9 protein-coding genes are annotated in these 21528 nt (G+C 40.0%); all 9 read left to right on the forward strand.

Going from position 1 to position 21528, the window contains the following annotated elements:
* Positions 1–408 precede the first annotated feature (408 nt).
* The 9 genes from AC1DG9_RS07005 (at position 409) to AC1DG9_RS07045 (ending at position 21523) form a co-directional block, all read left to right on the forward strand.
* On the forward strand, positions 409–3519 hold the full coding sequence (locus AC1DG9_RS07005; RefSeq protein WP_477634447.1) for a SusC/RagA family TonB-linked outer membrane protein: 3111 nt from the start codon (positions 409–411) through the stop codon (positions 3517–3519).
* Between the two features lie 19 nt (positions 3520–3538).
* Positions 3539–5197, forward strand: a complete 1659-nt coding sequence (locus AC1DG9_RS07010; RefSeq protein ID WP_477634448.1) for a RagB/SusD family nutrient uptake outer membrane protein — start codon at positions 3539–3541, stop codon at positions 5195–5197.
* Between the two features lie 326 nt (positions 5198–5523).
* Positions 5524–7290 carry a hypothetical protein gene (locus AC1DG9_RS07015; RefSeq protein WP_288879542.1) on the forward strand — a complete coding sequence of 589 codons (1767 nt, stop codon included), beginning with the start codon at positions 5524–5526 and terminating at the stop codon, positions 7288–7290.
* A 66-nt stretch (positions 7291–7356) separates the two neighbouring features.
* A complete protein-coding gene (locus tag AC1DG9_RS07020) occupies positions 7357–10524 on the forward strand; it encodes a SusC/RagA family TonB-linked outer membrane protein (protein ID WP_477634449.1) in 3168 nt (1055 codons plus the stop codon).
* Positions 10525–10542: 18 nt separating this feature from the next.
* The gene (locus AC1DG9_RS07025) at positions 10543–12438 is read left to right on the forward strand and encodes a RagB/SusD family nutrient uptake outer membrane protein (protein WP_288879544.1); all 1896 of its coding nucleotides are present in this window, start codon (positions 10543–10545) and stop codon (positions 12436–12438) included.
* 49 nt (positions 12439–12487) lie between these two features.
* Positions 12488–15352 (forward strand): SusC/RagA family TonB-linked outer membrane protein, encoded by a 2865-nt coding sequence (locus tag AC1DG9_RS07030; protein WP_477634450.1) that lies wholly within the window; start codon positions 12488–12490, stop codon positions 15350–15352.
* A complete protein-coding gene (locus AC1DG9_RS07035; protein ID WP_477634457.1) occupies positions 15327–16946 on the forward strand; it encodes a RagB/SusD family nutrient uptake outer membrane protein in 1620 nt (539 codons plus the stop codon). The genes AC1DG9_RS07030 and AC1DG9_RS07035 overlap by 26 nt, the downstream gene beginning before the upstream one ends.
* Positions 16947–17039: 93 nt before the next feature.
* On the forward strand, positions 17040–20315 hold the full coding sequence (locus AC1DG9_RS07040) for a glycosyl hydrolase (protein ID WP_477634452.1): 3276 nt from the start codon (positions 17040–17042) through the stop codon (positions 20313–20315).
* 14 nt (positions 20316–20329) lie between these two features.
* Positions 20330–21523 (forward strand): glycosyltransferase WbsX family protein, encoded by a 1194-nt coding sequence (locus AC1DG9_RS07045; protein ID WP_337715896.1) that lies wholly within the window; start codon positions 20330–20332, stop codon positions 21521–21523.
* The last annotated feature ends 5 nt before the right edge of the window (positions 21524–21528 follow it).

The following is a 21528-nucleotide window of genomic DNA, read 5'->3' on the forward strand; positions in this document are numbered from 1 at the left end:
TTGGGTTAATTATTATTCCCATAGAAATAAAAAAGATCATGATTCATAAGATCAAGCTTTGCCGAACAAAGCCTGACTGAAGTTTGATATACCTAAAAGCAATTTATTAAAGATTTCAAGAGGAAGTTATACTGGCGTCCGTGCTAAATCAATCGATTGCGTTAAGTTGTACATAATATGTGACCTCCCGACTCTATACATTAGAGCTGAAAAGTTTTAACCATCTAAGTCCTTCCTCTCAATTCATGAGATTAAATAGTATGATAACCTAACAAAGTAATTACTGCAATTCCAATAACTAACTAACAACTAAACTAAATAACAATTATGATTGACTATTATTTAAAACGGCAGCTAAGGCCGTTCGTTAAAACACTAGTATTGATAAAACTTTGTTTTTTAATATTGGTGACTGCATCTATAAGTGCTTATGCAGGAGGCCTGCCTGTAAACTACACACGAGCTGACATTAATGTTAAAGGAACAGTTAAAGACAGTCAAGGTAACCCTATACCTGGTGTTTCTGTACAAGTGAAAAATTTAACAAGCCGCGGAACGTCAACCAATGCAGAAGGAGCCTATGCACTCACTGTACCAGAAAATAGTGTTTTGGTTTTCAGAGCTATAGGTTTTAAAACCAAAGAAGTTACTGCAGCAAAAGCTGGTACAATAGATATAAGTCTTGAGGATGAATCTAGCAACCTGAATGAAGTTGTAGTTGTGGCCTATGGTACACAAAAAAGAACGAGTTTAACTGGTGCTATTGCCACTGTAACTCCTAAGCAGTTAAAGGACAGGCCAGTAACTTCAATACAGAATGCATTACAAGGTGTTTCTCCTGGTCTTACTATTTTACAGCGTCCTGGGGACTTAAGCCGAGATGCATCTGCTTCAACTACTGTAAGCATTAGAGGTAGAAGTAGCCTGGTGTCTGGTGGAAGCAATCCAATGTATGTTATTGATGGCATACCTGCCTCTGCACAGGAATTCGCTACCTTAAATCCTAACGACATTTCTAGTATGTCTGTTTTAAAGGATGCATCTTCTGCTGCATTGTATGGGTCAAGAGCAGCCAATGGTGTTATCATGGTAACTACTAAGCGTGGTAACGGAGAGAAAACTACGGTAGAACTTAATGCAAATTACGGATGGCAATCGCCTACCAAAATGGCGAAATATGTAGGCTCAGGCGATTATACTACACTTTACAATGAGGCATTAACAAATGCTGGTGGTGCTCCACTTTTTACTGCAGAACAAATTCAATGGTATAAAGATGGTTCAAAACCAGATCTTTACCCAAATACTGATTGGTATGATAAAGTTCTTCGCAAAACTGCACCCTTAAGTGATATCAATTTAAACATAAATGCACCAGGTAAAATTACCAATAGTTATTTAGGGGTATCTTATCTTAGTCAGGAATCTATTATTCCGAATAAAGATCAGAACMGTTTTGTGGCTAAGTTAAATACTGAAACTACTATTGTACCTGAAATTTTAAAGGTTGGAACTAACTTCTCGTTCATAAACCAAAATTTTGACCGTAAAGGCAACATGAGCTGGACAGAGCTTAACAGGTCTTTGCCAACTTCTGTATTTCGCCAGAGCAATGGCGATTGGGGATCAATCGATAATGGCAAAGCCAATGCGCAAACAGCAGGTCGTAATCAGGCACGCATAATTGAAGAAGGCGGTAAAGCCTGGGATCGTGATAATTATTTCCAGACCTCTGCTAATGCTACTTTAACACCATTAAAAGGGCTGTCAATAAATGGATTAGTTTCCCTAAAATATACAAATGGCAACTCATGGTCTTTTAACAATACCCTTGATCCTATTAATGACTTTTTAACCGGAAAGCCAATTACTTCAACTCAAAAAGTGCAGAATGATATGCTTGAATACTGGCGTAAAAGGAGGGAGCTTTTAACGCAGGTAACAACTGATTATGAACGTACTTTTGGCAAACATTATGGTAAATTAACAGTAGGTGCATCGCAAGAAAGCAATACCTACAGAACAGCATTTGTGGGGCGTAAAAATTTCCCGAATAATGATATGACCACTGTTGTATCGGGATCATCAAATCCTGAAGATATCAACTCTGATGACGATGGACAGGCAAACCGAAGTAACCAGCAAGATTGGGCTATGCGCTCTGTTTTTGGACGTTTCAATTATGCTTTTAACGACAAATACCTTTTAGAAGTTAATACACGTATAGATTATTCATCCCGTTTTCGTAAAGATATCCGCAGAGCAGTATTCCCCTCGTTTTCTGCAGGTTGGAATGTAAGTAAAGAGGACTTTATGAAAAATGTGGATTGGATCAATAATTTGAAATTGCGTGGTTCATGGGGTTCTTTGGGTAACCAGGATGTCGTATCAATTGGAAACTATTTCGACCTGTTAAATACTGGCTATCAATATAGTTTTGAAGAGGCTCCACAAGGCGGAGTGTGGTCAGCAAAAATTGCCAACCCATTGGCAACCTGGGAAAAAGTATATATGACAGATTTGGGTATCGACCTAAGTATGTTCAACGGTAAACTAGATATTACTACAGATTACTATATTAAAAATACTAAGGATCTTTTAATGAGGGTTCCTGCACTTGCAACCAGTGGAGTAAATACAAGCACTACCGATGCTATAAATAGTGGGCTTCCACTATCAAATGGTGCCGCTACCCAAAACAAAGGATTTGAGCTTGCGATTACTCACAACAACAAAATTGGCAGCGATTTTACGTTCAGCATTGGAGGTAATTTATCAATTATTAAGAGTACCATTACTAAGCTAGGCGATGGTAGCGAAACATTTGACGGACGATTTATACAGAAAGTTGGTGAATCAATAGGTTCTTTTTACGGATATGAATCAGAAGGTCTTTTTGTTGATGCTGCTGACGTAACAAATCACGCTTTCCAAACAGCTACCACCAAAGCAGGAGATATTAAATATAAAGATTTAAATGGTGATAACCTGATCGATGCTTCCGATCGCAAGATAATTGGCAACAATGTTCCGTGGTTAAATTATGGGTTTAATTTAAACGCTACATACAAAGGTTTCGATTTCAGTGTACTTACTTACGGGGTGGCAAAGGTTAAAACTTATTTATCTGAAGAGGCTGCTTATCCATTCTTTAATGGCGCCAATGTAAAAGAGCAGTGGTTAAACAGATGGACAACTGCTAATCCTGATCCGAATGCTGATTTCCCACGCATTTTAACAACAGCTGCTGGGGCACATAATTATAATCCTACTTCATCATTCTGGTTATTCAGTGGGGCCTATTTCAGAGTAAGAGGCATAACCTTAGGTTATACTATTCCACAAGATGTAACTAAAAGAATTGGATTGGCTAAACTAAGAATTTATGGAACAGCGAATAACCCTTTCACTTTTATGGCTGATAAACGATTAGCAGATTATGACCCTGAGTCTGATTCTGGACGTGGAGGTTACCCGGGTATTAAAACCTGGTCAATTGGTTTAAGTGCTGGTTTCTAATCATAATAATACGAATATCATGAAAAAAATAACATCAATATATATACTTACAGGGCTTTTAACAATAGGCGCTGTTACCTCTTGCAAAAAAGACTTTTTGGAAAGACCACCATTGGATCAATTGTCTGAAGCAACTTTTTGGAAAAACCCTAATGATGTCTATCAGGCAGTTATGGCTGTTTATAATCAGCTACCTGGCGATGGAATAATTTATGACGATGGTGCAACAGATAATGCCCATGCGCAGTATCCATGGGAAAGCTCTGCTACAGATGTTTCAGCCGGAACGCTTACGTCTACAACTGATGCGGGTTGGAGTTTCATCGACATCCGACGTGCAAATTATTTCCTTGCCAATGCAGATAAAGTAACTACAGTAGATGCTGCTTTATTGGAAAGATATAAAGCGGAAGTAAGGTTTTTAAGGGCACTGTTTTATTCCAGATTAACAAATAAATTTGGAGATGTTCCTTTAATTACAACGGTTTTAGCCTTGGGCGCGGAAAATGTACCAAGAACTCCAAAAGCTGAAGTAGTAAAATTTATTACTGATGAGCTTGATGCCGTTTCTAAAATTTTGCCCCAAAGTTATGCCGGCGGTAAACCAAATGAAAAAGGAAGAATCACCAAAGGAGCAGCCCTTGCATTAAAGGCCAGGGTACATTTAAATGAAAGTCAGTGGCAACTGGCCGTTGATGCATCAAGTCAGGTAATGACTCTGGGCTATAGCTTATTTAAAGTTGGTGCAGAAGARGCCATAGATGCTAAAGATGATTATAGCAAATGGGTTACGTTTGCCAATGCTAACGACGAGAAGAAATTCCGTTTGGGTCTGCGCAGTTATGAGGCACTTTTTCATAAAGTAAATGAGGGTAATACTGAGGTAATTTTAGACCGTCAGCAGATTGACCAAAAAGATGCGAATTTCCTAAATACTTATTTATTGCCGGGCACTATTGGTGGTTGGAGCTCAGTAACTCCAACTCAGGAATTGGTAAATAGTTATGGCAGTTATAAAACCGGCGAGGCAGTTATTCCAACAGATCCGGCTCAACGTGCTGACTGGTATAAAACTAACAATCCCGCATTCGCTAACGAGTATAAAAACCGTGATCCACGTTTTTATGCTACAATTCTGTTTGAAAACTCACCTTGGAATGCGGTTGAAGACGATTATAAATTTAATTGGGTTCAGGGCGCTTCCAATATGTCCTTAACAGGATATAATTTTCGTAAACTGGTTGACCCTGCAATCTATCGTCAACAGGTAGACAACCATGCCAATATAATTTTAATCCGTTATGCTGAGGTATTGTTGACCTACGCAGAAGCTAAAAATGAATTAAGCGGACCTGATGCTACAGTTTATGATGCCTTAGACGCAGTTAGAACGCGTTCAGGAATGCCTGTTGTTGATAGAGTAAAGTATGCAGGAAAAGATGCGCTTAGAGAAGTAATTCGTAATGAACGTAGGGTAGAGCTTGCCTTAGAGGGACAACGATATATGGATATTCGTCGTTGGAAAATTGCCCCTCAGGTAATGAAAACTATAAATAATATTAAAAATACTCAGGCTCAGGAAAGAACATGGAATGATAGATTTTATCTGATGCCTGTTCCGCAAAAGGAAGTGGATCTTTCAAAAKGAGTATTAACTCAAAATGCAGGATATAATTAATTAAAAGCATTTTCCTTAAACTATTAAAACGAGTGTCCTTATCATATGGACACTCGTTTTTTTATGCCCATCAATGTCGTAGTTATATAATCGGCATTACCGGTATAATTATCTAAAAAAAGAAATTCTTTTATAAATAATTATTCTCTTCCTAATAGGATTTAGCATGTATTTGTACTCATAATTTAATATTTAAGAGCCTGTAGGTGCAGGATGCCAGTCAGTATAGTACAGGTTGCTGCTCGATGAAACTATTAATATTATTGAAATAGCAACCAATAGTTTTCCCTCGAAAACGATTGTGCCTAACCAAATATAGATTTATTATGAGCTTTAATATCAGATCCTCTGCTGGTCTTTTATTGGTGCTGTGTGCCACTGTAACAAATGTTTTTTCACAGAAGCCACTAACCAATTATACTGCAACATTGCCAGCCACAGATGCTTTGGGCAGAAAACTACCCACATTTAATGAAGTAGGCAAAGAGAAAAGCGACAAATTTATTGGCCTGTTCTATTGGACATGGCATTATGCTCAAGCCAAGCTGAAACCAAATAATACGACTGCCTTTTTACAGAAACATCCCGACGCGCTTTACGATTACAAGCATCCGGCATGGCCACAAAACATCATGAATTTCTGGAATGAACCGCTGTTTGGTTATTACGTAAATACGGACAAATGGGTGCTTTGGAAGCATGCCGAAATGCTGGCTGATGCAGGTGTTGATATGATTATGTTTGATTGTACCAATGGAGATCTGGTGTGGAAGCCTGCGTATATGGCATTGTGTGAAGTGTTTTCAGAGGCTAGAAAAAATGGTATCCGTACCCCTCAGATCGCTTTTATGATGGGCTTTGGGGCATCAAAAGATACCAAAAGTGCCATTAGTCAGGTTTATAACGACCTATACAAACCAGGCCTTTATAAAGACTTGTGGTTTCAATGGAAAGGTAAACCCTTAATTATGGCTTACCCGGATAATATTGATCCCGAGATTAAGCACTTTTTTACTTTTCGTCCGGGACAACCGGTTTACAACAAAGGGCCTGAACGTAAAGATCATTGGGGATGGCTGGAGATATATCCTCAGCATGGCTTCGTAAAAAATGATGATGGAAGCTTTGAACAAATGACGGTTGGCACATCTCAAAACTGGACCAAGGAAAATGGTTTAAATCCAATGAACGCGAAAGGTGCATTTGGAAGAAGTTACACTAACAAAAATGGGCAAAATACAAATAAGGGCGCTCATCAATACGGGCTGAATTTTCAGGAACAATGGGACTATGCTTTAAAGCAAAACGTTGAACTGGTATTTGTTACCGGCTGGAACGAATGGATAGCCGGTAGATATGAAACCTGGCAGGATCAGCCAAATGCCTTTCCCGATCAGTTTGATACAGAACACAGTAGAGATATAGAGCCTATGAAAGGTGGTCATCAGGATAATTACTATTACCAGTTAATCGCTAACATCCGCCGCTTTAAAGGGATGCCTGCTCCTGAAAAAGCCTCTGCAGCAAAAACGATCGGCATGGATGGGAAATTCGATGAATGGCTTAACGTTAGGCCGGAATTTCTGGCGCATAAGGGAAATACCATCCATCGCGATGCTGATGGCTTTGCAGGTACACATTATACAAATACGACTGGGCGAAATGACATTGTAAAAGCCAAAGTAGCAAGAGATAACAAGTATGTCTATTTCTATGTAGAAACAGCAGATAAGCTTACCAATCACAAAGATCCTGCATGGATGCGCCTGTTTATAGATATTGATAGGGATAAAAAAACAGGATGGGAGGGATATGACTTTGTAGTGAATAGAAAATCTCCAGACCAAAAGGCTTTTTTGGAAAAATCCACAAAGGGATGGAATTGGAAACAGGTAGCGCAAGTCGATCTAAACTACATCGGTAATCAGCTTGAAATCCGTATTCCGAGAACATTCCTAACCTTAAAAAACGCATTAAATTTTGAATTTAAATGGTCTGATAACATGCAGACTGATGGTGATATTATTGATTTCCTGATCAATGGAGATGTTGCACCCTCGGGAAGATTTAATTATCCATATAAAGAAGATTGACACCAACAAAGCACACCTGAAACCTAACCTAATAAATCCAAATCAAACATTTCAAAAATGCTCATTATGAGGAAAAAACGACTATTCTCAAAGCTCTATTGGACTCCTTTGCTATTGCTGGCAATATGTAGTTCACTTAATGCTTTCTCACAGGAACAGATCACTGTCTCCGGAAAGGTATTGGATTCACTGGATCTTGGTCCCTTACCCGGGGTCACTGTTACGGTTCAGGGATCTAAGGTGGGTACCCAGACAAATGAAAACGGGACTTACACTATTAAAGCGCCGTCAAATGCCATATTGGTATTTGCATACATAGGATATATTCAAAAGAAAATAGCTGTAAACGGAAAATCAGCAATTAATGTAACTCTGGTAAATTCCGATGAGAAATTGGACGAAGTGGTTGTAGTAGGATATGGTCAACAGAAGAAAATTTCGGTAACAGGGGCAGTTTCTTCGGTCTCCTCCAGAGAACTTAAACAAAATTCTTCTGCAAGTCTTGCTAATGCATTGGCGGGTAAATTGTCGGGCTTAACATCCATTCAGTCTGGGGGTGGCCAACCGGGACGTGACGATGCAACTATGTATCTGCGTGGCGCCGCAACAACTAATACTAAAAGCCCTCTTATTCTAATTGATGGAGTTCCCCGTGATAACATACGGACCATTGACGCTAGCGAGGTCGCAACTATTTCCGTATTGAAAGATGCATCAGCAACGGCAGTATTTGGTGTTAGAGGAGCAAATGGGGTTATCCTTATTACCACCAAACGAGGTACGGAAGGTAAGCCCGAATTATCTGTCAATTTAGATCAGAGTTATTCATCATTTACTCGGGAACCAGAAAGGCTGCACTCTATAGACTATATGAAGCTAAGAAATGAAGCTTCTAAAAACGACAACATATCGCCACTTCCTTTTAGTCAGGAAACCATGGATAAATACCTAAATCCTTTGGCAGGCTTAGATCCAAATGATCCCGACTATGCACAAAAAGCGGCAGTTCGAAAATACATGTATCCGGATCATGATTATTATCGTGAGTTTATATCCCGTTATTCACCGCAAACAAGAATTAATACCAGTGCAAGCGGGGGAACAGAAAGAGTATCCTACTTTGTAAACGCTGCATATCTTAATCAAGGGGGTAACCTTAAAACTGAGCCTAAATCGGTATTGGGTTATGATCCTTCCGCAAAAATGGATAGGTTTAATTTTAGGGCCAATCTGGATTATAAAGTCACGAACTCACTAAAGTCATTTTTAAATATAGGTAGTTATATAGAACAGATTAATATKCCTTCAGCATGGCTATATGGCGGAGGTGATACAAATTGGATGATGAGAGATTTATTGTATCAGGCCCAAACCATTTTGCCGATTACGCCGGGACCAACAACCATAGGTGGTTTTGGAATAGCGCCAGGTCAAATAGTAGATCCGGGATACTTAGACCGTTCTGCCTTTGAAATTATGAACAGATTTGGATATCGTAACGAAGTTAGATCTAACCTGAATTCCACTTTAGGGCTCGATTGGGATTTAAGTAGTTTCGTTACCAAAGGGCTAAGTGTTAAAGGGATGATCTCTTATGATTCTAAATCAACTACCGCTACCCAAGGCAAGAAAAGCGAGCGTCTTTATCTTGCCGAAGTTAACCCGGAAACTAATCAGTTAAGTTATGCGGTTAAACGTCCCGATGAAGAATTGCTTTCATTAACTAAGGGAGCAGATTCCCGTTATAATATCAATATGCAGGCCTCGGTTAATTATGCCCGAACATTTGCTGAAAAGCATGAGGTTGGTGCAATGATCCTTGGTCAACGCGATTATTGGGAAACCCCGGGTGGTGATATTCCTTTTAACGTATTAGGTATAGCAGCCAGGGCCACGTATGCTTATGACAATCGCTATCTGGCAGAATTTAACATGGGATATAATGGTTCTGAACAGTTTGCGCCAAACAAACGCTTTGGCTTTTTCCCAGCGGCTTCAATTGGATGGATTCTAAGTAATGAGCAATTCCTAAAAAATAATAAGACAATTACCAGTCTAAAATTACGTGCATCTTATGGCAAAGTAGGTAACGATCAAATGGGCGGTTACAGGTTTCTTTATCAAAGTAACATCACAGTTGGCGGTGGCCCACTTGGCAGCCTTGGAGGTGGAATAAATCAGGCTCTTCTGGCTAATCCAAATCTAACCTGGGAGGTCGCTGTAAAACAAAACTATGGTATAGACCTACAATTATTTAAGGATTTAAGTGGTTCCTTCGATTATTTTGTTGAGAAAAGAAGCAACATTCTGATCGAGCGTAACACTGTGCCTGAATTTCAAGGCGTACCCTTAAATTTTATTCCAAGAGTAAATATKGGATTGGTCGATAATAAAGGATATGAAATTGAGCTAACCTATAATAAATCACTCGCAAAGGACCTTTCTTTAATGGTTAAGGGAAATTATGGATATAACCATAACGTAGTTAAATTTATAGATGAACAGATCCGTGATGAATCTTACGCAACAAAATATAGATCTACAGGGTACTCAATTGGTCAAACCCTTGGATACAAAATAGATTACAGCAACGGAAATGGGTATTTCAATTCAAAAGAAGAACTTGACAATTATCTTGCGCATACCACTTATGGCTTCGGTACGCCAAGAGTAGGCGATTTTAAGTATGTAGATGCTAATGGCGATGGAGTGGTTAATGATAAGGATCAGATGGCCATTGGCTATAGCACCATACCCAGGGTTACTTACGGTTTTACATTGGGCCTTAATTATAAAGGATTTGAATTTACAGCATTCCTGCAAGGTGTAAGCAAGTACTCCAATAATTATTCTGATCAGGGAGTTTATGAAACTATAAAACTGGGTACTTATTTCGATTATCATAAAAATGCATGGACTCCGGAGCGATATGCGAACGGCGAGAAGATTACTTATCCGGCATTAAGCACATTGAACAATACGAATCACACGGCCAATGATTTCTTCATTATGGACCGTTCATTTATTCGTCTTAGAAATGTGGAATTAGCCTACACACTTCCCCTGGGAATCCTTAATAAAATTGGAGTTCAAAGATTAAGGGTTTACGTAAGCGGACAAAATCTTTATACCTGGGATCATTTAAAAATGGGCCATTTGGATCCTGAGAACAATGATCCTCTCGGATACCCTGTAACCAAAATGGCAAACTTTGGCTTAAATGTTACTTTCTAATCCCCAATACAAGAAGTTATGAAAACGAAATATATAGTTTTATTAATCGCGCTCTCCATGTTTTTCCTTGCTGCGTGTAAGAAAGCTTTGGATACAGCACCCGATGGCAAGATCACTATGGAGGAAGTCTTTGCTGATAACGAAAAGGTGAAAGCTTTTTTAAATACCTGTTATGCAAACATGCCCGTAAAAGGGACCAGATACTTTTTTTGGCAAAGAGGCCCCGTTAACTGGAGCGACGAATCCTGGGATACGGATGCGGAAGCAGAGTCGGGACTTATGAGTGGCCGAATGTACAATGGCAATGCGTCTGCCGGTAATCATCCCATAACCAATGTAAGTGGGGATAGTGGAAATGGAAATTATTGGGCAAACTATTGGAGCGCTATCCGCAACTGTACCATATTTATAAGCCGCATAGATAATGCAACGGTGGGCAATGAATCAGATAGAAAACGCTGGAAAGCTGAAGCACATCTTTTAAGGGCTTACTATTACTCAGAACTACTAAAATGGTTTGGCCCTTCGCTACCTATAGAACGTGAACCATATGATTTTTCAGGTGACTTTTCCAAAGTAAAAAGAGAGACTTATTATGATGTAGTTAAGTTTATCATGGAAGATTGTGATGTTGCACTTGGCACAAATGAATTGCAATGGAGAATTAACTCAGATCAGGAAGCTGGCCGTGTAAACAAAGCAATGGCAGAGGCCATAAAATCAAAAATGATCCTCTTTGCTGCGAGCCCATTATATAATGAAGGCAAAAATTATTGGGAAGAGGCTTATCAAGTCAACAAAACATCATTAGAAAATTTAAGAAAAAACGGCTTTGAGCTTTATAATAAGGTAAACTATCCACAAACTTATCTTTCAGATGTTGCATACCTCGGGCCAAACAAGAATGAAAAAACGGCCATCTATAATGAATATTTCACTCAGACAATGGGTTATGCATCCAGCGTAGATCATGAAACAATATATCAAAGTCGCGATGGGCAAGGTAATATCTGGAATATTGATGGCATTGGTGCACAGGATGGATACAAATCAGGAACCTGCCCAACGCAGGAGCTTGTAGATGCATATGAGACCATTGATGGGAAGCCAATTCTAAATCTTGCAAATCCATATCTTGATGATAAGCACCAGCAGCCAAACTACAATCCTGAAAATAAAACCTATGATCCTAAAAACCCATATGCAAACAGAGATCCACGTTTTTATGCTTCCATCTACTACAATGGATCGAAAAGAAAAGCATTCTGGAATTTTGCGGAAGTGCCTGAATCTATTGAAAATTATCCTGCACCAATGGGTAATAGAACAAGGATTATTGCAACTTATGTCGGTGAACCGCAAACCGGTATTCATGCTTCTACCAGAAAGGCAACCCGTACAGGCTACTTCGAAAGGAAATTCCTGCATCCAAACTCGGGTAATGATAATCCTGTGGGCGGTGCAAATTGGAAAATGTTCCGTCTTGGAGAAGTCATCTTAAACTTTGCAGAGGCAGCTGCTGAAGCAGGTAAATTACCTGAAGCAACTACAGCTGTTAACGAAATACGGGCCAGGGCGGGGATGCCAGAAATACCTTCGAATCTATCTAAAGAACAGTTGATACTCAGGGTCAGGAATGAGCGTAGGGTAGAGCTGGCTATGGAAGAAAACAGGTATTTCGACGTTCGCAGATGGACGCTGCCAACCGGCGACCTTTCTAAAACCGATCAGTGGGTAACAGGGATGGAAATTACCAGAAACCCCGACGGAACCTTTACCTATAACCGAAGACCTGTCCGCACCAATGAACGCAAGAATTTTACCAATAAATTCCTTTGGGTACCTATACCGCTTGATGAGGCAAACCGCCTGCAGTCAATTACAGGAGTTAAGTGGCAAAGTAACGGTTGGTAATAATAGTTTTTAATAGACCTCAATGACAAATCAGATGATACATAAATTAATGATCAAAATAACATTGCTGCTGGCACTCTTGTTTTCCATAGGAACAAGTGTCAGCGCACAGGAGGTATCGGTCCCAGTGAAAGGCATAGTGAAGGATGAATTTGGAAGACCGCTTGCTGGCGTAACAATAAGCTCCCGGGATGGAGAAACAGGAACATCAACAAATGCAAATGGTGAGTACGCCATAATACTGGATGTGAATAGCCCACTGATATTTTCCTATGCTGGTTATTCTACACAAAAAATAGCTATCAATGGGAAAGCTCAGATTGATGTTGAGTTAAAACCAGATATACATAAAAAAGACGATGTAGTTCAACTGGGGTATACCTCACAGCTGCGACATGAGGTTTCCGGATCGGTAGCAACAGTTACAGGCGAAGAGCTGGAAAAATCTCCTGTAGCAAATCTTACCCAAAGTTTTGCTGGTCGTTTTGCRGGCTTAGTGACACAAGAAACGTACTCAGAGCTATCAAGAGCAACTACCAATATTTATGTCAGAGGGCTATCTGCTGCAAGGGGCAACGGACCACTCGTAATTATTGATGGAATTATATGTGCTTATAACAGCAATCAGACGCTCGAGTACATCAGTGCAAATGAAATCGAATCTGTTACTGTGTTAAAAGACGCATCTACCCAAGCGCTTTATGGTATTCAGGGTGCAAATGGATTAATCGTGATTACTACCAAACGCGGGATAAAAGGCAATGTCCAAATAAAAACAACTTTCGATCAATCCATACAGCAGGTAACAACCACACCAACGTTTTACAGTGCTGCCGATTACGCATCGATGAGAAATCAGGCATTGGTTAATGATAAAAAGGAAAAGTTATTTAGCGATCAGCAGATTGAAAACTTTCGTTCAGGCGGGAACGACCTTTATCCCAATAACAATTGGTATGATAGGTATTTTAAGGACTACGCAGCCATGCAGCGTGCAAGTCTTAACGTTACCGGCGGAAACGAAAAAGTACAATTCTATTCCAATGTGAACTTTATGCATCAGGGAGGACAGTTTATTACAGATCAGGATAAATACAATTCTAATGCAAACAACGTTTGGGTTAACTATCGCAGTAATGTTGATATGAGCCTAAACCGGTACCTTAAAGCATTTATCCGCTTAAGTGGTAATATTAAAAGAGAACGAACCCCTGGTTCCGGAAATTCAACAATATATGGCAGCCTTTTTCAGATTCCTCCAACTGTGTATGGTCCGTTAACTCCGAATGGTCAGGTAATTACAACGAGTAATGTGGGCTCGCCAACCTTTGGGATGTTAAACCGATCTGGGTATGTAAGACATACAGTGACCAATATCACCTCGCAGTTTGGGCTTGATCTGGACATGGGGTTCCTTACAAAAGGCTTAAATTTAACAGGTGTAGTTGCTTATCAGACTAATGCCGTTGGCAGTTTAAGTACTACTCAGGATTATGAACGCTGGACAAGAGATAATACCAAACCCGAAGAACTCCTGTTCAATAGAAAAGGTGACCAGAACAATACACCTTTGAAATATGGCAAGGGAAGTTCATACTATTATCACCTAACCTACAATGGAGCGCTTAATTACAGCCGGGATTTCGGTAAGCATCATGTAGGAGGTATGGCCTATATGTTCTTCCAAAATCTGACAAAGGCAGATACAGGTTCCCCGGGATTATTGCCTTATAACCGCCTAAGCTCGGGCGCAGAAGCAACCTACAGCTTCGATAACCGGTACCATATTAAGTTTGATGTTGGTTATTCGGGTTCTGAGCAATATGCGCGCAGCGACCGTTATACCTTTACTCCGGCAATTTCTGCAGCCTGGGAAGTGTCGAACGAAGATTTTATGAAGGATGCAGCCTGGCTAAGCAACCTTAAATTAAGGGCTTCTTATGGTAAAACAGCAAACGACCAAAGTGGCTTAAACCGGTTCGCCTACCTCGATGAGGTAACCGTTAGAGGAGGAGGACCAATTGGTTCCCTTCAGTATATTATAGATGAGAGGACCGTTGGAAATCCTCATATACAGGCTGAAATATCTACAAAACAAAACTATGGGTTAGATCTGGGATTATTTAATTCCCTATCTTTTACTGTAGATGTGTTTAAAGAGCGCATGAATAATATGGTAGTTAGTGCGCTATCAGCTATTCCTTTGTATCAGGGTATACCTTTAAATAATTATCCTAAAACAAACACAGGTATTTTTGAAAACAAGGGCTACGAAATAACCGCCAATTATACCAAGGCTTTAAATCAGGATGTGAAAATATCGTTGGGAGGTTTAATTGGTTATTCGAAAAATAAAGTGATTAATACAAATGAGCCACTGAGAAACGACGATTACATTTATAGAAAGCAGGAGGAGGGCTATTCTTATGGCCAAACATTTGGATACCTGGTTGATTATAGTAACGGCAATGGATTTTTTAATACTCAGCAAGAACTTGATGGTAACAAAATTGAGTACAAAGTTGGTAATCCACGTTTAGGGGATCTTAAATATCAGGATCTAAATGATGATGGTATTATAAATGAGGCTGATAAGGCTCCAATAGGTACCGGAGCACTTCCAAGGTTTACATATGGAATATCGGGAGGTGTTGCCTATAAATCCTTCGATCTGAGTTTCTTATTACAAGGAATTGGTCAGTACTCTTCGGTAATTGTTGGGCAGGGTGTTTGGGAAGCAGATTTTGATGGAATATATGGTTCCTTGCACAAAAATGCATGGACGCCGGAACGCTACCAAAACGGTGAAGCAATAACAGCCCCTGCATTGTCGACAGTTAAGTCCTCCAGTCAGGAAATAAACGATTATTATAAGTATAACAGATCGTATTTACGCATATTGTCCGGCCCCTAATACCGATAGAGCATCTTTTGGAGACGAATCTCAGGATGCAGATGACAATGTTGTGAGTTCCAGATATGCTGCCTGGTATGGTGGATCAATAACTTCCAGTTCATATGCCCAGTATTCTGCGGATGGTAGTCCATGGGGTAAGTTGTACGAGGGAATCCGTAAATGCAATGTGTTTATAGAAAATATCAAAACAGCAACAGTATTTGCAACTGAAGCAGAGAAAGGCGCGTGGACAGCTCAGGCACATACTTTACGTGCACTTTATTATTTGCAATTGATAAAACGATATGGAGGAGTGCCGCTTATAGATAAACCTTTAGGTGTAGACTATGATTACTCTAAGGATAAGAAAGCCACTTTTTCGGAGGTTGTGAAATTCATTCTTGCAGATTGTGATAAAGCTTTATCCTATCCAGCTGGACGTGATGGCTTTTCATGGGATATTTACGATAACCAATATGGTATCATGACCAGGGCAATTGCATATGCCATCAAATCAGAGTCAGTTACTTATGCCGCAAGTCCTTTATGGGCCGATGGAACTTACTCATGGGCCGATGCTACAAGCATAAACATAGAGGCGCTTGCTCAATGCCTTGCAAACGATTATAAGCTTTTTACCCAGATTCCGGCAGCTGATGTTGCTCAAAATGCATATGCGTATTACAATCTGATTGGTTCCAACGATCAAAGGTCTACGGATAAAGAAACGATTTTTCATGGAGGCGGTAAGTTGCAAATATGGAAACTGGCTGGTATGCCAACAAATCCAGGAATGGAAAAAACTGGCCCGAGTCCAACCCAGGATCTGGTAGATAGTTACGAAATGGCAAATGGAGAAGCTCCAATAATTGGATATTCAGGAACGGATAACCTTGTGGCAACAGTAAATCCGGCATCCGGTTATGATCCGGGGAACCCATACATTGGTCGCGATCCCAGATTCTATGCTTCGATATACTATAATGGTGCCGTAAGGAATCTGAATGATCCTAACGGTAAAAAAGTGGAAACCTTTGTGGGCGGTCTTGAAGGGATTTCAGGAACGGAAAGAACGCGCACCAGAACAGGATATTACCTTCGTAAGTTCAACAATTACAAATCGGGAATTAGCAATGATGCAGATGGTTCTATTAGGATCTTCCGTTTGGCCGAACTCTATCTGAACTTTGCAGAATCTGCGTACCAGTCAGCGGGGCCTGATGCTGCGGTGTCCTCTGGAACGCTTACCGTGAGTGCCCGCGAGGCAGTTAGTGCTGTACGTGCCAGAGCTGGAATGCCTGCGTTTCCAGCCGGGATGTCAAAAGAAGCATTCGAAAAAAAGTATCGTAATGAAAGACGAATAGAGTTTGCTTTTGAAGGCCATCGTTTCTTTGATGTCAGAAGATGGAAAATCCTTGATCAGACAGATAAATTTGTTACCGGGATGAGGATTACTAAAGAAGGCTCAAACCTTACTTTTAGCCGTTTCAAATTTGCCAACAGAAATGCCTGGTCCAATAAGTATTTGTTGTACCCAATAGACCAGGCTGAAGTGGATAAGATGATTAACCTTACCGGACAGAATTGGCAAAACCCGGGGTGGCTTGATTAACAGCATCCTAAAAGTTACAATAAGAGCAGTATAGTACAGGTTGCTGATTATTAAAATAATTAATAGTATTGGTACAACCAAATGAAACCATTTATGAATTCAAACATCAGATCTTTTAAGGGTACTGTATGGGAGCACTTTGCCCACTTTGTGATACCGGTATTAATTTTAATAATTTCCGCTTGTTCAAGTACTAACAAAAACATTGCTTTCACTAAAGTTGAGAGTGGGTTTATAGTACCTCCGGATTCAATACAGACCAGTGTGTATTGGTATTGGATTTCAGACAATATCTCTAAACAAGGAGTTATAAACGATCTAAAGGCAATGAAAGCAGTAGGTATAAATCGTGCTTTTATTGGTAATATAGGTTTAACCGGAGAAGTTCCTTATGGAAAGGTCAAGTTGTTTTCTGATGAATGGTGGGATATTACACACACTGCTTTAAAAACGGCTTCGGAGTTAGGGATAGAAATAGGAATGTTTAATAGWCCTGGCTGGAGCCAGTCAGGCGGACCCTGGGTTAAACCTGAACAGGCAATGCGTTATCTGGCATCATCAGAAACTGTGTTCAAAGGACCTGCAAAAATTTCCCAAAAGCTTAATAAACCTGAAGGAAGTTTTCAGGATGTTAAACTGCTGGCTTTTAAAGCACCAAAAGGATATGGGAGCAGTATCGCTGATTTAAAACCTGTTATTACTTCCGATCCGGCTATAAAAAGCATTGCAAATATCCTTGATAAAAACCAGAAAACTGAAGCATTGCTGCCAGGTGGTAAACCTTCTGTTATTACCATAGCTGCCCAAGAAAGCTATACTGCAAGAAGTTTAACCATCTATCCATCCAAAAAGAACATGAGTATAGATGTGAAAATAGAGGCATTGGATAATGGTAATTACCGCGAAATAAAACAGTTCAAAGTAGACCGTAGCAATAACGCGTTGAATGTTGGTTTTGCTCAGTTTGCTCCGGTTATCATTTCATTTGATGCAGTAACATCAAAAGCCTTTCGTCTAACGTTTACCAATACATCCCAGGATGCCAGCATTGCTGAACTGGAAATTTCTTCGGTGCCAAAAGTGGAAAGATTCATCGAAAAAACACTCGCTAAAATGCACCCAACCCCACTTCCTTATTGGCATGAATATCAGTGGGCACAACAAAAAGAGGTAGCAGATAAGTCATTGCTGATAGATGAAGGCTCAATAAAAGATATCAGTTCAAATTTGTCGGCTGATGGTACACTTACATGGGATGTTCCCGAAGGTGAATGGATTGTAATGCGAACAGGAATGGCACCCACAGGTGTTCAAAATAGCCCGGCATCCCCAGAAGGAACCGGACTAGAGGTAGATAAAATGAACCATGAGCATGTGATAAAACACTTTGATGCATTCATGGGCGAAATTCAGAGAAGAATTCCTGCCGAAGACCGTAAAACATGGAAAGTCGCGGTTCAGGATAGTTACGAGATGGGCGGCCAAAACTGGACAGATGATTTCATTGCCAAGTTTAAAAAGCGTTACGGATATGATCCTATGCCACTTATACCGGTTATGTATGGGCACGTGGTAGGAAGTCAGGATAAATCAGATCGCTTTCTATGGGACCTGAGAAGATTTGTTGCAGACAATGTTGCTTATGAATATGTTGGCGGATTGCGCGATGTAAGTCACAAACATGGGTTAACCATATGGCTTGAAAATTATGGACACTGGGGTTTTCCCGGTGAATTTCTTCAATACGGAGGACAATCTGATGAAGTAGGCGGAGAGTTTTGGAGCGAAGGTGAACTTGGTAACATAGAAAACAGAGCAGCATCATCGGCAGCACATATTTATGGTAAAACTAAAGTTTCTGCAGAATCATTCACTGCTGCAGGAAATACCTTTGGTCGTTATCCGGCAATGATGAAACAACGTGGCGATCGCTTCTTTACAGAAGGGATCAATAATACGTTGCTACATGTTTATATTCAACAACCATATGAGGACAGGAAACCCGGTGTTAATGCCTGGTTTGGCAATGAGTTTAACCGTTTCAATACCTGGTTTTACGATATGGATATGTTTATCCATTATCTTAAGCGCAGTAATTTCATGCTGCAGCAAGGTAAATATGTTGCAGATGTAGCCTATTTTATTGGTGAAGATGCACCAAAAATGACTGGAATACAGGATCCTAAGCTCCCCGAAGGTTATTCCTTTGACTACATCAATGCAGAGGTGATCATTAACCGATTAACTGTTAAGGATGGCAAATTTGTACTTCCTGATGGTATGTCTTACCGGGTATTGGTACTTCCTGCACTGGAAACTATGAGGCCGGAATTGTTGGAGAAAATAGCAAGTCTGGTAAAAGCAGGTGGAGTGATATTGGGCCCAAAACCAAAACGCTCACCTAGTTTAGAAAACTACAGCACTGCAGATGACAATGTAAAAAAACTTGCCAACGAAGTTTGGGGAAAAATTGATGGACAGGGTATTAAAACAAATGAATATGGTAAGGGTCTGGTAATGGATGGTCTTGATTTACAACAGGCATTAGATAAAATAGGAGTGATTCCAGATTTTAAAACCGTTGGTAATGATCTGGCCCTGTATATCCATAGAAAGACTAACGATGGCGAAATATACTTTGTGTCTAATCAGAGTGATAAACCTATAAGCATTAATCCTGCATTCCGGGTTACCGGAAAAGCACCCGAATTGTGGAATGCTATAACAGGGAAAATGCGTGATCTTCCAGAGTACAGCTCAACACCAAATACAACATCTGTTCCTTTAAAACTCGATGCATTTGAAAGTGCTTTTATAATCTTCAGAAAAGACCAGTCCGGTAATGCCACGGCCGAGAAAAAGGTTAATTTCCCTGAGCCAATTGATGTAATTAAATTAACTGACCCATGGACCGTTAAATTTGATAAAGAGGGCAGAGGCCCAGAAGAACCTGTGGTATTTAAAACTTTAATAGATTGGTCAAAACACCCGGATACACGAATAGCTCATTATTCTGGAAGTGCCTTATATAATACTTCGTTTGAGATTAAGAAACCAGCTGCAGGGCAGCGTATTTATCTAAACCTCGGCGCAGTTACCGCATTGGCCAAAGTAAAGGTTAACGGTAAAGAGGTTGGTGGTGTATGGACACCACCTTACAAAGTAGACATTACCGAGGCAGTGTTGGCGGGTGAAAATAAGCTGGAAGTAAAAGTGGTTAACACCTGGGTAAACCGGTTGATAGGTGATTTAAAATTGCCAGAAGATCAACGTAAAACCTGGTCTTATATTAACCCGTACAAAGCAGACAGCCCGCTGCATCCATCAGGGTTAACAGGTCCGGTATCTATTGAAATAAATCCGTATTAAACACAACATTTATTATGAAGTCATTATCTTATAATAGATCGCTCTTTTCTTTGGCAATAGCAATAGCTATTGCCATTATATTTCAATCGTGCAACATCAAAAAGAAAATTACCCAGGATTATGATGTAGCTGCATTCTATTGGCCTGCCTATCACTATGAGCCTAGAGCGGAGTTTTTATTTCCAGAAAAAAAGGGGGAATGGGAGATCATTTATAAAGCGCAACCTAAAGAAAAAGGACATGCCCAACCAAAAGTCCCGCTCTGGGGATATCTGGACGAGGCAAATCCAAAAGATATGGATAAAAAGATCACTGCTGCTGTTGATCACGGAGTGAATACATTTATCTTCGATTGGTACTGGTATGAGGGAAAACCATTCCTTGAAGATTGTATCAACGAAGGCTTTTTAAAAGCCAACAAAGGCAGGATGAAGTTTTACCTGATGTGGGCAAATCATGATGCTACAACTTATTGGGAGCGCAAGAACCCGAAAAAAGATTCAGTGATCTGGAAAGGCAGTGTAGATCGTAAACAATTTAATATTGTGGTCGATCGTGTGATAGCAAAATATTTCAAAGATCCTGGTTATTACAAGATTGATGGTGCCCCGGTATTCTGTATCTACGAACTTCATACGCTGATTGCGGGATTGGGCGGTGCAACGCAAACCAAAGAGGCTTTGGATTACTTCAGAGAAAAAACAATTGCCGCAGGGTTTCCCGGACTGCACTTACAGGGAATTCTTTGGCAGGCCTTACCTTCAAGTATTGCAGGGGTACCCGGCGAAAAAATTGGAACACAGAATAAAGTTATGGAGTATTTTGGCTTTAACAGTTTAACAAATTACTGCTGGGCACATTTGCAAAATCCAGATGGAGATTACGAGAAATGGGCAGATCTGTCTACCAATATGTGGCAAGGATTTAGTAACGATTTTACCATTCCTTATTTCCCTAATCTCACAATTAGCTGGGATGCTAACCCAAGGTTTCCGTATAAAACCGGTTATATAAATAATCCCGCTCCTGAAAAATTTGCAAAGTATGTCGAAAAGGCAAAAGTATTTGCAGATACACATCCAAAACAACGCAAATTAATTACCATCAATGCCTGGAATGAGTGGTCGGAAGGAAGTTATCTCGAACCCGATACCTTACATAAAATGGGTTATCTGGACGTATTAAAAAGGGCATTTGTAAAAAAATAAATCCT

It is taken from the genome of Pedobacter sp. 05L430 (assembly GCF_056397585.1).